12 protein-coding genes are annotated in these 13,648 nt (G+C 71.4%); 7 read left to right on the forward strand and 5 right to left on the reverse strand.

Annotated elements, in window-relative coordinates; translation table 11 throughout:
* Nucleotides 1–1,082, reverse strand: a 1,082-nt coding sequence (locus tag IEQ44_RS14615) for a hypothetical protein (protein ID WP_193639210.1), incomplete at its 3' end; no start/stop codon positions are given.
* 47 nt (nt 1,083–1,129) lie between these two features.
* Here IEQ44_RS14615 and IEQ44_RS14620 point away from each other — a divergent pair.
* From IEQ44_RS14620 to IEQ44_RS14650, 7 genes are all read left to right on the forward strand, one after another.
* Entirely contained in the window at nt 1,130–2,044 is a 915-nt protein-coding gene (locus tag IEQ44_RS14620; protein WP_193639211.1) for a ferredoxin family protein, read from the forward strand.
* Between the two features lie 22 nt (nt 2,045–2,066).
* Complete coding sequence (locus IEQ44_RS14625; protein WP_319804694.1) at nt 2,067–3,356, forward strand: MFS transporter; 1,290 nt, start codon at nt 2,067–2,069, stop codon at nt 3,354–3,356.
* 99 nt (nt 3,357–3,455) lie between these two features.
* Complete coding sequence (locus IEQ44_RS14630; protein ID WP_193639212.1) at nt 3,456–4,046, forward strand: hypothetical protein; 591 nt, start codon at nt 3,456–3,458, stop codon at nt 4,044–4,046.
* Nucleotides 4,047–4,268: 222 nt separating this feature from the next.
* Nucleotides 4,269–6,119, forward strand: a complete 1,851-nt coding sequence (dnaK, locus tag IEQ44_RS14635; RefSeq protein WP_193639213.1) for a molecular chaperone DnaK — start codon at nt 4,269–4,271, stop codon at nt 6,117–6,119.
* Nucleotides 6,116–6,700 carry a nucleotide exchange factor GrpE gene (gene grpE / locus IEQ44_RS14640; protein ID WP_319804695.1) on the forward strand — a complete coding sequence of 195 codons (585 nt, stop codon included), beginning with the start codon at nt 6,116–6,118 and terminating at the stop codon, nt 6,698–6,700. The genes dnaK and grpE overlap by 4 nt, the downstream gene beginning before the upstream one ends.
* A 143-nt stretch (nt 6,701–6,843) precedes the next feature.
* On the forward strand, nt 6,844–8,010 hold the full coding sequence (gene dnaJ / locus IEQ44_RS14645) for a molecular chaperone DnaJ (RefSeq protein ID WP_193639214.1): 1,167 nt from the start codon (nt 6,844–6,846) through the stop codon (nt 8,008–8,010).
* Nucleotides 8,010–8,447 (forward strand): heat shock protein transcriptional repressor HspR, encoded by a 438-nt coding sequence (locus tag IEQ44_RS14650; protein ID WP_193639215.1) that lies wholly within the window; start codon nt 8,010–8,012, stop codon nt 8,445–8,447. The genes dnaJ and IEQ44_RS14650 overlap by 1 nt, the downstream gene beginning before the upstream one ends.
* A 46-nt stretch (nt 8,448–8,493) precedes the next feature.
* On the opposite strand, the gene IEQ44_RS14655 is transcribed toward IEQ44_RS14650, so the two are convergent.
* The 4 genes from IEQ44_RS14655 to IEQ44_RS14670 all read right to left on the reverse strand — a co-directional run bounded on the left by IEQ44_RS14655 (nt 8,494) and on the right by IEQ44_RS14670 (nt 13,529).
* On the reverse strand, nt 8,494–9,030 hold the full coding sequence (locus IEQ44_RS14655) for a response regulator transcription factor (protein WP_193639216.1): 537 nt from the start codon (nt 9,028–9,030) through the stop codon (nt 8,494–8,496).
* Nucleotides 9,031–9,132: 102 nt separating this feature from the next.
* A complete protein-coding gene (locus IEQ44_RS14660; RefSeq protein WP_193639217.1) occupies nt 9,133–11,178 on the reverse strand; it encodes a bifunctional copper resistance protein CopD/cytochrome c oxidase assembly protein in 2,046 nt (681 codons plus the stop codon).
* Nucleotides 11,175–11,831, reverse strand: a complete 657-nt coding sequence (locus IEQ44_RS14665; RefSeq protein WP_193639218.1) for a copper resistance CopC family protein — start codon at nt 11,829–11,831, stop codon at nt 11,175–11,177. Before IEQ44_RS14665 ends, IEQ44_RS14660 begins: the two co-directional genes overlap by 4 nt.
* Nucleotides 11,832–11,942: 111 nt before the next feature.
* Entirely contained in the window at nt 11,943–13,529 is a 1,587-nt protein-coding gene (locus IEQ44_RS14670) for a LamG domain-containing protein (RefSeq protein ID WP_193639219.1), read from the reverse strand.
* Nucleotides 13,530–13,648 lie beyond the last annotated feature (119 nt).

Consider the following 13,648-nt stretch of genomic DNA (forward strand, 5'->3'; position numbering starts at 1 on the left):
TACCGGCTCGTGGAGAGCTGGGTGTTGAGGTCGATCACCGGCAGGATCCGCACCTCGGTGTGCGTGCCCCGCACCCACGACCGGACCTGGGACAGCAGGGCGAGCTTCTGGCCGTTCTCCAGGAACCCGATCGGGTTGATGCCGGTGGTGCCGTCGGGCTGGACCTCGGCGGTGAAGTGCAGGTGCAGGTCGACCCGCCGCGCCGTGCGCTGCACCAGTTCCCCGGTTGAGTCAGTGGTGCCAGCCGCAGTGCCAGCGCTGCCTGCGTCGACGTCCTCACCTCCGGACTCAGCGCTGGCGAGATCGAGCGAAGTCTGCTGCCTTGCCAGCTCACCCAGGGTCATCGACCGCCGCACGTCCAGCGAGGCAGTGGACCCAGCGGCCTTGAGCGCAGCAGCCCCCGCCGAGAGCGCTTGGGTGAGGTCGTGACCGTCAGCGTTGCTCACCTCGGCCTCGATGCGCATCGACCCGGCGAACGGTCCGACCGGGGTGTGGATGTGCACGTACCGACCGTCGTTGTCCTCATCCCGTTGCTGCTCCTGGGCCGCCAACCCGTAGAGCTCGATCGCCTGGGCCACAATGCGTTCCATCTGCGCGCGGCCGATCTTCTCCAGGAACGGCGCCACCTGCGCGTCGATCCACGCCATCGCCTCCGGCGACAAGGCCGGGTCGCAGTGGATCGTCGCCTCGGCGACCTGCTTGGCCCGCCACACCGGCACCAAGCCGGACTGCACCCGCTTCCACACCCGCGGCAGCCGGTGGACCATCTCGATCGCCTGGCCGATCAGTTTCTTCGCCGCATCCGTCGAGACCCCCAGCGCAGCCCCGAGCTCGGGGATGCAGAACTCCGCCACCAACGGGGTCCCGTCACCGGAGATCGGCTCATCACCCAACGGGTGGTGGAACGTGGCCGCGTTCCAACCGTCCTCGTCCGCGGGGTGCGCGACCGCCCACTCGTACGCAACCGCCAACAGGTTCGCCTCTGCCCGCCGCGACGCCGCCTCCTCCCGACGCGCAGCACCAAGCAGCTCCGCAGCGGTCAGGTCACCCAGCTCGGGGGCAACGGTGGTGGTGGCTTCCATGACTCAACCCAACAGGAGCCCACCGACAACTTTCGGGCCTGCAGCTGATGAGCGGTGCAGCGCTCGCCCACCCCGCCACCTACGCTCTTCTCGTGACTGACACCTTCCGCTGCACCGCAGCCGCCAGCCTCGCCGGCGAGCCGATGGTCGGCACCGCGCCGGAGGACGCGAGCTACCTGCTCGTCGAGTACGCAGGCGCCTGGGGCCGCAAGGCGTTGGCCGAGTCGCGCCTGCCCGAGGAGGTGCGCGAGCGCCTCGGGGGCCTCGATGCCCGCGTCCTGCTGATCCGGCGCCACGGTGGGCTGAGTGGCCCCGGGGTGCGGATCTTCACCGTCCAGGTCACCCCCCAGGACTGCACGATCGAGACCGGCCTGCTGCGGGAGGTGACTGACCTCCTCCACCTCGACCTCGACCGGGTCGGCGCCGGGGAGCACCTCGGGCTCACGACCTACGAGCACGACCTCCACCTGGTCTGCACCAACGGCAGCCGCGACCTGTGTTGCGCCGAGCTCGGCCGACCGGTCGCTGCCGCGCTCTCCGCCCGCTGGCCGGAGGAGACGTGGGAGGTCACCCACCTGGGTGGGCACCGGTTCGCCTCGACCATGCTCCACTTCCCCAGCGCGCTCTGCCTGGGCCGCCTCGACGCGGAGACCGCCGAGCTCACGGTGGAGGAGATCCAGGCCGGGCGCCACCCCGTCGGCTTCAGCCGAGGCCGCGTCGGCGTGAGTGAGCCGGCGCAGGTCGCGCAGGTGCACGTCGTCGAGCAGACGGCGCTCGACACCCTCGGGGCGGTGACGGTGCTCGAGGAGGAACGCGGGGTCGTACGCCTCTCCGCTGGGGGCCGCGAGTGGCAGGCGGCCGTGCGCACCACGAAGTCCGACCCCCGCCGGCAGAGCTGTGGGGAGACCTTCGAGAAACCTGCTCGCATCCACACCGTGGTCGCCGCCGGGATCGTGGAGTGACTCGACCGACGTCGGTGACCGCGTGACCTGGGTCCGCCTCCTGCGCGGCATGCGCATGGACACCTCGCCGGTGCGCGAGTCGCGCGACTTCACCCTGCTGCTCGCGGCCGGCACGGTCTTCGCCTTCGGCGCGATGATCACCTACGTCGCGATCCCCTTCCAGGTCTACCGGCTCACCGGCTCCAACCTGATGGTCGGACTCATCGGGATCGTCGAGCTGGTGCCCCTCATCGTCTTCGGTCTGTGGGGCGGCGCCCTGGCCGACCACTTCGACCGGCGTCGCCTGCTCGTCGCCTGCGGCCTGGGCCAGTTCGTCTGGGTGGGCCTGCTGGCGCTCAACACCTTCGTCGGCGAACCGCGGCTGTGGGTGCTCTTCGTGCTCGCCGCCCTCCTCACCTCGACCGCAGCGCTGCAGCGACCCAGCCGCGAGGCGTTGATGCCGCGTACGGTGCGCCACGACCAGATCGCCGCGGCCCAGGCGCTGACCAGCTTCGGCGGCCAGATGGGGGTGCTCGCCGGCCCGCTCGTCGGCGGTCTGCTGATCGCCTACGTCGGGATCGGGTGGTGCTTCGTCATCGACGCCCTCGGCCTGCTGGTCGCCACCGCGCTCTACGTCGCGATGCGTGCCTACCCGCACACGGCCGAGACCACCCCGCCGAGCCTCGCGAGCATCGTCGAGGGCATCCGCTACGGCATCGGTCGCCGTGACCTGCTCGGCACCTACACCGTCGACATCGCCTCGATGTTCCTGGCGATGCCGGTGGTGCTCTTCCCGGCGCTGGTCGAGGAGGTCTACCGCGCCCCCGAACGCCTCGGACTGCTCTACGCGGCCGGCACCATCGGTGCGGTGCTCGCCACCGCGACGTCGGGGTGGATCGGCCAGGTGCACCGGCACGGGGCTGCGATCACGGTCGCCGCGGCGGGGTACGGCCTCTGCGTCGCGATCGCCGGCCTGAGCCCCTCCTTCTGGATCGCCTTCGTCTTCTTCGCGCTCGCCGGCTTCTCCGACATGGTCTCGGCGATCTTCCGCGGCACGGTCTGGAACCAGACGATCCCCGAGCAGATGCGGGGCCGTCTGGCCGGCATCGAGATGCTGTCGTACTCCCTCGGTCCACGCGCCGGGCAGGTGCGCGGGGGTCTCGTGGCCGACGCCTGGAACGTGCGTGGGGCGGTCGTCTCCGGCGGCCTGGCCTGCGTCGTCGGGGTGGCTGCGACGGCCGCCGCACTGCGTACGTTCTGGGCCTACGACGCGCGCACCGACCCGCACGCCGTCGCGGAGCGGGAGTCGCGATCGGCCCGTGGCGTGGGGTGAGGAACCCCTTGGCCGTCGGGACGTCTCATCGTTGGGCGTGACCACCACGGGGGTGGAACAATGGCCCACGTCCGAACCAGCAGTTGAGGAGCAGCACCCGTGAGCGATCGTCCGACCCCGACCGGGGAGCGCCCCGTCCTGGCCGGCCTGCTCGCGCTCACCGCCGTGGCCGTCGTCGTCGGCCTGCTGGCCGGCGTCACCATGCTGATGGGCACCAAGATCCTGGGCATCAGCGGCGCCGACGGCTCGGGCAGCGGTGAGGCCAGCTCCGGCGAGACGCTCTTCCTGCCGGAGCCGGAGAAGACCGAGCGCCCCGACGGTCCGCTGATCACGCTCGACGTCGACCCGACGCAGGCCCCCTCCGGTGACGAGGCCGACGAGAAGGCGGCCGAGAAGAAGAAGAAGAAGGCCGCGGCGCGGGACAAGATCACCCTCAACGCCGGCCAGACCTCCGTGTCGGCCATGCAGCGCATCGACCTGACCGGCACCTACCCGGCCGGCAGCGGCGCGATCCTGCAGGTGCAGCGCTTCGAGGGCGGCTCGTGGGCCGACTTCCCGGTGACCGTCTCGGTCTCCAACGGCGTCTTCGGCACCTACGTGATGACGGGGCAGAGCGGCGAGACCCGCTTCCGGATGCTCGACACCGACTCCGGCAAGGCCTCCAACTTCGTCACCGTCACCATCAGCTGACGCTTCCGTCAGCCGACGCTGACGCCTCCGTGGTGACCGGGCTCACGCCCCTTGCCACCGACCCCTGGGAACAACCCCGCCTCCACCTCCGTTGGACCCCATGAACGAAGTTGAGCCAGATCGACTCAACCTAGTTTGCCTCCGGCGGCGCAGGTGCGCACAATGGCGGCATTCCCCAGATTTCCCGGCACCCTGCCGGGCAGTGACAACGGAGGTTAAGCAATGGCACGTGCTGTCGGAATCGACCTCGGTACGACGAACAGCGTCGTCGCCGTCCTCGAGGGTGGCGAGCCCACCGTCATCGCCAACGCCGAGGGCGCCCGCACCACCCCGTCGGTGGTCGCGTTCTCCAAGTCCGGCGAGGTCCTCGTCGGTGAGGTCGCCAAGCGCCAGGCGGTGACCAACGTCGACCGCACCCTCAAGTCGGTCAAGCGCCACATGGGCACCGACTGGAAGACCGCGATCGACGACAAGTCGTTCACCCCCCAGCAGATCAGTGCGTTCGTGCTGCAGAAGCTCAAGCGCGACGCCGAGGCCTACCTCGGTGAGCCGGTGACCGACGCCGTCATCACCGTGCCCGCCTACTTCTCCGACGCCCAGCGCCAGGCCACCAAGGAGGCCGGCGAGATCGCGGGCCTCAACGTGGCGCGCATCGTCAACGAGCCCACCGCGGCGGCGCTGGCGTACGGCCTCGACAAGGGCGACGACCAGACCATCCTCGTCTTCGACCTCGGTGGCGGTACGTTCGACGTCTCGTTGCTGGAGATCGGTGAGGGCGTCGTGGAGGTCAAGGCGACCTCCGGTGACAACCACCTCGGTGGTGACGACTGGGACCACCGCGTCGTGCAGTGGATGGTCGAGAAGTTCAAGAACGCCAACGGCGTCGACCTCTCCGCCGACAAGATCGCCGCGCAGCGCCTCGAGGAGGCCGCCGAGAAGGCGAAGATCGAGCTCTCCTCCTCGTCCGAGACCCACATCCACCTGCCCTACATCACGCACGGTGAGTCCGGTCCGCTCCACTTCGAGGAGAAGCTGACCCGCGCGGAGTTCCAGAAGATCACCGCCGACCTGCTCGAGCGCACCAAGCAGCCCTTCAAGAACGTCCTCAAGGACGCCGGCGTCTCCGTCTCGGAGATCGACCACGTCGTCCTCGTCGGTGGCTCGACCCGCATGCCCGCGGTGACCGAGGTCGTCAAGGAGCTGCTCGGTGGCAAGGAGCCCAACAAGGGCGTCAACCCCGACGAGGTCGTGGCCCTGGGTGCCGCCCTGCAGGCCGGCGTGCTCAAGGGCGAGGTCAAGGACGTGCTGCTCCTCGACGTCACCCCGCTCAGCCTCGGCATCGAGACCAAGGGCGGCGTCATGACCACCCTCATCGAGCGCAACACCACCATCCCGACCAAGCGCTCCGAGGTCTTCACCACCGCCGACGACAACCAGCCGTCGGTGGAGATCAAGGTCGCCCAGGGCGAGCGTCAGATGTGGGCGCAGAACCAGCCCCTCGGCAACTTCGAGCTGACCGGCCTCCCGCCGGCCCCGCGCGGCGTGCCGAAGATCGAGGTCACCTTCGACATCGACGCCAACGGCATCGTCCACGTGACGGCCAAGGACCAGGCCTCCGGCAAGGAGCAGTCCATGACCATCTCCGGTGGCTCGGCCCTGAGCAAGGACGACATCGACCGCATGGTCAAGGAGGCCGAGCAGTACGCGGAGGAGGACGCCAAGCGTCGTGCCGCCGTGGACGCCCGCAACCAGGCCGACTCGCTCGTCTACACGACCGAGAAGTTCCTCGCCGACAACGACGAGAAGCTGCCCGAGGACGTGAAGACCGAGGTCACCGCCGACGTCGCGGCCCTCAAGGAGACGCTCGCGAAGGAGGACGCCGACGCCGACGAGATCAACGCCGGCGTGACCAAGCTCAACGAGTCGAGCCAGAAGATGGGCGCCGCGCTCTACGCCGCTGCCGAGGCCGACCAGGCCGCTGCGGGGGGCAACGACGAGTCCACCGGTGCGGGCGACGACGACGTGGTCGACGCCGAGATCGTCGACGAGGCCGACGAGGGTGAGTCCAAGTGACCGACTCCCACGAGTCGACCGACGAGCAGGTCGAGGACGCGGTCGGGTCGGTGGACCCGGCCGCGGCCGCGGCCGACGACGAGGCCACCGGGCCGGTCGACGCCGAGGGCGCCCCCGAGGGTGACTCCGGTGCCGACGCCGACCCGACGGCCGACCTGCAGCGCCAGCTCGACGAGCGTACGCAGGACCTGCAGCGGCTCCAGGCCGAGTACCTCAACTACAAGCGCCGGGTCGAACGCGACCGGGAGCTGCTCACCGAGAACGCGGCCTACAAGGCGCTCACCCCGGTGATCGAGGTGCTCGACACCGTGGACCGGGCTCGCGAGTCCGGCGAGGTCGAGGGCGGCTTCAAGGCCGTCGTCGACCAGCTGGAGCGGGCCGTGGCCCAGGCCGGCGTCACCAAGTTCGCCGAGCCCGGTGACCCGTTCGACCCGCAGCTGCACGAGGCGCTCAGCCACATGGGCACCGACGCCGACGTCGAGGTGACCACCGTGAAGGTGGTCGCCAGGGCCGGCTACCGGATCGGGGAGCGCGTGGTGCGCGCCGCCCAGGTCCTGGTCGTCGACCCGGCCGAGGGCTGAGCCCCAGCACCACCCCCGCAACACCCCCGCACCATCCCCCCGCGAAACTGTCGAGTTGATGCGCCCCGCCACGGCGTGTCGGCGCATCAGCTCGACAGTTTCCGGGGGCACCACCGCAGACTTCCAGGAAGGAGGGCGAGCAGATGGCAGCCACCGACGGCATGCGCGCCGACTGGGCGCAGAAGGACTTCTACCAGGTCCTCGGCGTGAAGAAGGACGCCGACGCCGCAGACATCAAGAAGGCCTACCGCAAGCTCGCCCGCGAGAACCACCCCGACTCCAACCCCGGCGACGAGGCGAAGGCCGAGACGTTCAAGCAGGTCGCCGAGGCCTACGACGTCGTCGGCGACCCCGAGAAGCGCAAGAAGTACGACGAGATGCGCTCGCTCTACGCCGCCGGCGGCGTGGGTGGCGGCTTCGGTGCCGGCCACGCGGGCGGCTTCGACCTCAACGACCTCTTCGGTGACCGCGCCGGCCGTGGCGGTGGTGGCGGCTTCGGTGACGTCTTCTCCGACCTCTTCGGCGGCGGCGGTGGCCGTCAGCGGGCCCCGCGGGCCCGTCGCGGTCAGGACGTCGAGACCACCGCGACCATCAGCTTCACCGATGCCATCGACGGCGTCACCATCTCGCTGCGCCTGACCTCCGACGCAGCCTGCGGCACCTGCCGCGGCACCGGGGGCAAGCCCGGCACCAAGCCCCATGTCTGCGCGGTCTGCGACGGCGCGGGCTCGGTCAACACCTCCGCCGGCGCGTTCTCGATGAACGAACCGTGCCCGGCCTGCGGCGGCCGACAGCTGCTCTACGACGAGCCCTGCCCCACCTGCCGGGGCACCGGTCGCGGTGTCTCGGCCCGCACGATCCAGGCGAGGATCCCCGCCGGGGTCAAGGACGGGCAGCGCATCCGCCTCAAGGGCAAGGGCGGCCAGGGGGAGAACGGCGGTCCAGCCGGCGACCTCTTCGTCACCGTCAAGGTCGGCTCCCACCCGATCTTCGGGCGTACGGGCGACAACCTCACCCTCGACGTGCCGATCGCCTTCGACGAGGCGGCGCTGGGGGCCGAGGTGAAGATCCCGACCCTGGGCGGCGCCCCCGTGACCCTGAAGATCCCCGCCGGCACCCCCAGCGGCCGCACCTTCCGGGTGCGCGGCAAGGGCGTGACGCGCCGCGACGGCACCAAGGGCGACCTGCTGGCCACGGTCGCGGTCCACGTGCCCGCCACCCTCGATGCGGCTGCGCGCGAGGCCGTCGAGGCCTACCGTGAGGCGACGGCAGGACGAGCCCTGAGGACGAACCTCTTCCAGGAGGAGTGATGAGCAGCTTCGGTGTCCCCTCGCCCGACGCGGCGGTCTACGTCATCTCCGTCGCCGCCGAGCTCACGGGCCTGCACCCGCAGACCCTGCGCACCTACGAGCGCATGGGGCTCATCACCCCCGGGCGCACCGGGGGCGGTGGTCGGCGCTACTCGCACCGGGACCTGGAGCTGCTCCGTCGCATCGCCGACCTGACGGCGTCCGGCATCGGCCTCGAGGGCGTACGCCGCATCCTCGAGCTCGACAACCGGGTCACCGCCCTGCAGTCGGTCAACGCCGACCTGCAGGCGGAGCTGCAGGCCACCCGCGAGGCGCTGCGTCAGGCCCAGGCGGCCCTGCAGTCGATGAGCCGCCCGGCGGGGCCGAGCCGACTGCCCGCCGTACGCCAGAGCGCCGGCGGGTCGTCGGTGGTGGTGTGGCGCCGGGGTCTGGGCTGACCCACTGAGCCGCTGCCCGCTGAACGGGCGCGGCGTGGCGTGGCCCTCAGCTCTCGAGGGCGGTGGTGCCGAAGTCCTTCACGAGCGGGTAGGGACGGACCGGACGCACCGCGCCGCCCTCGGCCACCTGGATCAGGTGGTCGGCGATAGTGCGAGCCGAGACGCCCTTGACGATGTAGGCCCACGCGCCCTCCTGGAGCGCCGCCTCGGTCATGTAGGTGGCGCTGATGGCGGAGCAGACCACGACCTTCGTGGTGGGGCAGTCCTCGTAGATGAGGGGCAGGATCTCCAGGCCCCCGATCTCGGGCATGTGCAGGTCGAGCACGACGATGTCGGGCTGGGTGGCCTTGATCAGCTCCATCGCTGACTCCGCGTCGCCGGCGTCGCCCGCGACCCGGAAACCGGCCGACTCGAGCGCCACCCGCAGGACGAACCGCACCTCGTCGTCGTCGTCCACGATGACGGCGGCGACCTGGTGACCGCGCAGGTGGCGGATCACGACCGGCTCGGGCTCGGTCAGGGGCGCGGGCGCCTCGACCTCCACCTCGGCGGGCTCGTCGGTCTTCTTGCGGAACAGCTTCACTGGCTCTACCTCCCTAGGTCCGGCCATCTTGGCATGCCGACCCGGCCAGCGTGATCAGAATCGCACAGGCGTCGCCTCGGGTCAGGGGAGTCTGCGCCCAGGTCAGCCGTCGGGGGAGGAGTCGTCCCGTTGCTCGGCCGGCTGCTCCGACCGGCCGCGCGTGGCCGGGTCGCGGTCGCTGCGCTGCGCCCGGTTGTCAGCGATGCGCTGCAGCATGGCGTTGTAGGCCTCCAGCTCGGCGTCGTTGTCGCGGTCGGCCTGCCGGTCACGCTGGCGGGCGGCGCGGGTGTCCGAGCGGAACCACTGGAAGAGGAGCACGATCGCCACCAGCAGCAGCGGCACCTCGCCCAGGGCCCAGGTGAGGCCGCCGGCCAGCGACTGGTCGGCGAGCAGGTCGGTGGCGTAGGGCCGGTCGATGAGCGTGTAGTACTCCTCGCCGATGAGGGTCGTCGTGCTCATGACCGAGATCGCGAAGAAGGCGTGGAAGGGCGCCGCCAGCACGAGGAGCCCGAGGCGTCCCAGGTGCGGCACTCGACGCGGCAGGGGCGAGGTCCCGATGATCACCTCGTAGTAGAGGAATCCGGCGAGCAGGAAGTGCAGCTCCATCAGGGTGTGGCCCAGGTGGATCGACATCAGCCAGTCGAAGAGGCTGGAGAAGTAGATCGCGTAGAGGCTGCCGACGAACATCACCGTGGCGAAGGCGGGGTTCGTCACGACCCGCGACCACCGCGAGCTGAGGAAGGCCAGCAGGAGCTGGCGCGGCCCGTCGCCGCCCTTGACGTCGGCACCCGGCAGGGCCCGCAGGGCGAGCGTGATGGGGGAGCCGAGCACGAGCAGCACCGGCGCCAGCATCGACAGCGCCATGTGGCTGGTCATGTGCACGCTGAACATCACGTGCGACCAGACGCCCAGGCCGCCCATGGTGGCGAAGGCGATCACCGCCATCCCCGCGAACCAGGCGACGGTCCGGCCCACGGGCCACCGGTCGCCGCGACGACGCAGCGTACGCAGGCCCACGAGGTAGCCCGCGAGGCCCAGACCGACCACAGCCAGGCCGAAGCCGGAGAGCTGCCAGGTGGTCAGCATCCCGGCGAGTGAAGGCTCGGGCGGCATCGGGTTGCCGATCAGGCTCTCGGCCTTGGTCGTGTAGGGCTGGCCGACCGGCGGAGGGGTGCGGGAGAGGGCGACCCCCAGGCCGGTGGCGGCCGCCATTGCGACGAGCTCCAGGGCAGTGAGGGCGGAGAACGAGCGCCAGACCGAGGGGCCCGTCATGCGGTCCCGCACCAGCCGCCGCAGGCGCACCGCGAGCAGTCCCACGACTCCGAGCACCACGACCTTCGCCAGGGTCGCCCGGCCGTAGCCACTGGTCACGAAGTCGGTCAGGCCGTCGAGCCGCACCCAGGCGCTGAGCACTCCCGACAGGCCCGTCACGGCGAAGCACCAGGCGGCCAGCGAGGAGAAGCGTCGAGCCGCCCGCAGCCGCGCCTCCGGGTCGCGGCGCAGGTGCCACCACAGCGCGAGCACCCCACCGGCCCAGACCACGGCGGCCAGCACGTGGAAGCCGATGGCGACGACCGCCGTCGAGTGGCTGCCGGCGGAGGCGGAGTGACCGGTGAGCAGGGGCGGCACCACCGCGGCGAGGGCCAGGACCAGGCCCAGGGCAGCGCGCCACGCCGTGGTGACCCAGGAGGTCCACACCAGCAGGAGCAGCACAAGACCGGCCTGCCAGGTCAGGGCCAGGCCCTGGTCGAAGTCGGTCAGGAAGGTCGAGAGCTCGCCGGGGCCGACCCGGGTCGCGGGCACGGCCAGGATGTCGGAGGTGGTCAGCCACGCGGTGGCGACGACCGACAGTCCCCACACGGCTGCTGCCCACCGAGCCACGGCGGCGGCACGGGAGGCGACCTCGGGCAACTCGTCACGCAGCTTGAGTGCGGTCAGCAGCGGGGCCACGAGGCTGCCGACGGCCACCACGGCCGCGACGTCACCGAGGAGCACCGCGGCCGGCAGGGCCCACGCGGTGAGGGCCCCGGCGTCGGGCAGCCCGGCAACGGGCTCGGCGAGCCCGCCGGCCAGCACGAGCACCGCGGCCATCGCGCCCACTCCCGCCAGCGCGGCGGCCGACAGGACCCAGAGGCGCTCGCGGGTCACGTCTGCTTCCGTCGTCGCACGGCGACGCCGACGCCGACCAGCGCGGCGAGCAGCGCGCCGAGCACGGCGACCGGGACCCAACGGGGGGCGGTGTCGGGCTCCTCGTCGGTCGGCCCCTCCTCGTCGGTCGGCCCCTGCTCGTCGGGAGAGGGGGTGCCCGTCGGCTCTGTCGCCTCGGGCTCGCCCTCGGGCGCCTCGACGGTGACGCGCACCTGCCCGGTGATCGGGTGGCCGTCGGAGGAGATGACCCGGTAGGCGATGGTGTGCAGGCCCGCCACCACGGCGGGGTCGACCGACTGGCGCACGCGGGTGCCGTCGACCACCGGGTCGCCGGACTGGAGGCCGGTGCCCTCCGGGTCGGTCACGATGACGGTGACCGGCTCGGCCACCTCCTCGCTGAAGGTCAGCACCACCTCCCCGTCGAACCCGGCGACGGTGGAGCCGTCCGCGGGGTCGGAGTCGACCAGCCCGGCGTGCGCGGCCGCGGGCGGCGCCCACGTGGTGGGGGTCGTCCCGACCAGGGACGTGCCGAGCAGCGCGGCGGTGAGCAGGACGCCCAGCAGCAGCGCGCGGGCGTACGCAGGACGGGTGCGGGTCATCGAAGGCTCCCTGACCGGGCTCGGAGGTTCGCCGGCGTCGGGACGCCAGGACACCTCCATGCTACGGAGCGGTCAGGCGTGGGGACGTCGTGGTGGCGAACGCCGAGGGCCCGGTGTGGTTGCCACCACACCGGGCCCTCGGGTCGTCCCGGGACGCCGAGCTGCTCAGCAGCCGCCGTGTGCGCCCTTCGGCAGCGACTTCTTGGTGGTGACCTTCTTGCCGCGCTTGAGGGAGAAGCTGCGGACCCAGTCGACGGTGCTCTTCGTGGTGGCCATCCGGGTGTCGGAGTCGCCGGCCATCATGATGCGCACGACCATGGGGCCCTTGGGCAGGGCCGCCTTCTTGCGCAGGGTCGCGGTGGGCTTGCCGTTGAGGTACCAGGTGATGTGCTTCTTGGTGACCTGGACCGCGTAGGAACTGGCGCCCGACGGAACGCGGCCGAGGCTCTTGCCCCAGGTCTTGCCGTTGGCGGCGCGGACGCCGATGCGCAGTGGGTTGCCGTGGCCCGCGGTCTCCCCGAGGACGATGCTGGGCACGCCGCAGACCTCGTGGGCCCGGTCGGCCGGCACGAGCTCGTAGCGCACCGAGTGCTTCTTGCCGCCGCCCAGGGGCGTGGTGCCGCCGCGCACCTCCCAGCGTCCGAAGCGGTCACCCTTGCCGGTCAGCGCGGCCCAGACGTTGCCGCGGGAGCCGTCGGGAGCGCTGCCGTAGCCCTCGCTGCGCAGCAGGATCGCGCCGTTGCGCGGGGTGACGCGGCCGGTGCCGTCACTGCCGTCGATCCAGTAGTTGGCTCCGCGGCCGCCGCGTGACTGGTCGGGGGCGGTGGTGAGGGAGTGCCCGAGCTCCCACTCGAAGCGCTGGGTGAGGCCGTCACGACCGAACCAGCCGTACTTGGAGTGGGCGTGGCTGCGGCCGCCGGAGTTCTTGGCGCCGCGCGCTGCCTGCTCGTCGACCGCGGTCGAGCCGCGCAGGGCGCGGGCGACGCCGACCTTGGTGCTGCTCGGCTCGGGAGTCACGTAGTGCGGGAAGGAGGCGGTCCAGCCGATCTGGTCGCCGTTCTCGCGCCAGTCCTCGGCGCGGACGCGGTAGACGTCGCCGTCGGCGCGGTGCACGGTGCGGAAGGTGGCGTAGCCGCGCGCGTCGCTGGCGGTGGTGGCGATGTTCTCCCACGTGATCGGGTCGACGCGGCGCTGGAGCGTCAGCGTGCGACCGGGCAGCAGAGGTGCCGGGAGCTCGGTGTAGCTGGAGAAGCCCTTGCCGATGGTGTCCACGAGGAACTCGAGGGGTTGGCCCACCACTCCCACGGAGGTCTGCTTGACCAGGACGTCCTGCGCCTTGGGGTGCGTGGTCACGTGGGGGGTGAGGTGCTTGCCGCCACGCACGCGGTAGCGATAGCCCTGGGGGCCGTCCATCGCGGCCGCGATCACCGTGAGGGTGAAGGAGCCGTCGGCCTTGGTACGTCCACGGGTCTCGGCGCGCGCCTTCCAGCTGTCGCCGATCCGACCCATGTGCTGCTCCACGACGACCCTGCGCTTGCCGCGAACGCCCAGGTTTCCAGTCAGGGTCAGCAGCGTTCCGCCGGTGATCTGGCCGGGGCCCGGCGAGACCTGCAGCGAGGCCGGCGCGGCGTGGGCCGCGGGCGTGCCCGGCAGGAGCGCGAGCGCCACGGCGAGGCCGACGACGGCAGCGGCGATCGCCAGCGCCCGGCGTTGGGCGGCGGCGACGAGTGGAGCCGGATGGGTGGTGGTCATGGTCTTCTCCCCAGGTGCGTCACGTGCGACGTCATGCCTTTCGAGAGTAGGGGAGGTCACGCCGACATACCGCATTTTGGGCAAAGTGAGCCACCTCATACCGAGCTGTCGAGGTTGAG

Source organism: Nocardioides malaquae, assembly GCF_015070385.1.
In the GTDB taxonomy this organism is placed as follows: domain Bacteria; phylum Actinomycetota; class Actinomycetes; order Propionibacteriales; family Nocardioidaceae; genus Nocardioides; species Nocardioides malaquae.

Excerpts from the sequence above, each read along its gene's own strand:
- IEQ44_RS14620 (WP_193639211.1), top strand. The coding sequence starts at position 1,130 with ATGAGCGGTGCAGCGCTCGCCCACCCCGCCACCTACGCTCTTCTCGTG.
- dnaK (WP_193639213.1), top strand. The coding sequence starts at position 4,269 with ATGGCACGTGCTGTCGGAATCGACCTCGGTACGACGAACAGCGTCGTC.
- dnaJ (WP_193639214.1), top strand. The coding sequence starts at position 6,844 with ATGGCAGCCACCGACGGCATGCGCGCCGACTGGGCGCAGAAGGACTTC.
- IEQ44_RS14650 (WP_193639215.1), top strand. The coding sequence starts at position 8,010 with ATGAGCAGCTTCGGTGTCCCCTCGCCCGACGCGGCGGTCTACGTCATC.
- IEQ44_RS14670 (WP_193639219.1), bottom strand. The coding sequence starts at position 13,529 with ATGACCACCACCCATCCGGCTCCACTCGTCGCCGCCGCCCAACGCCGG.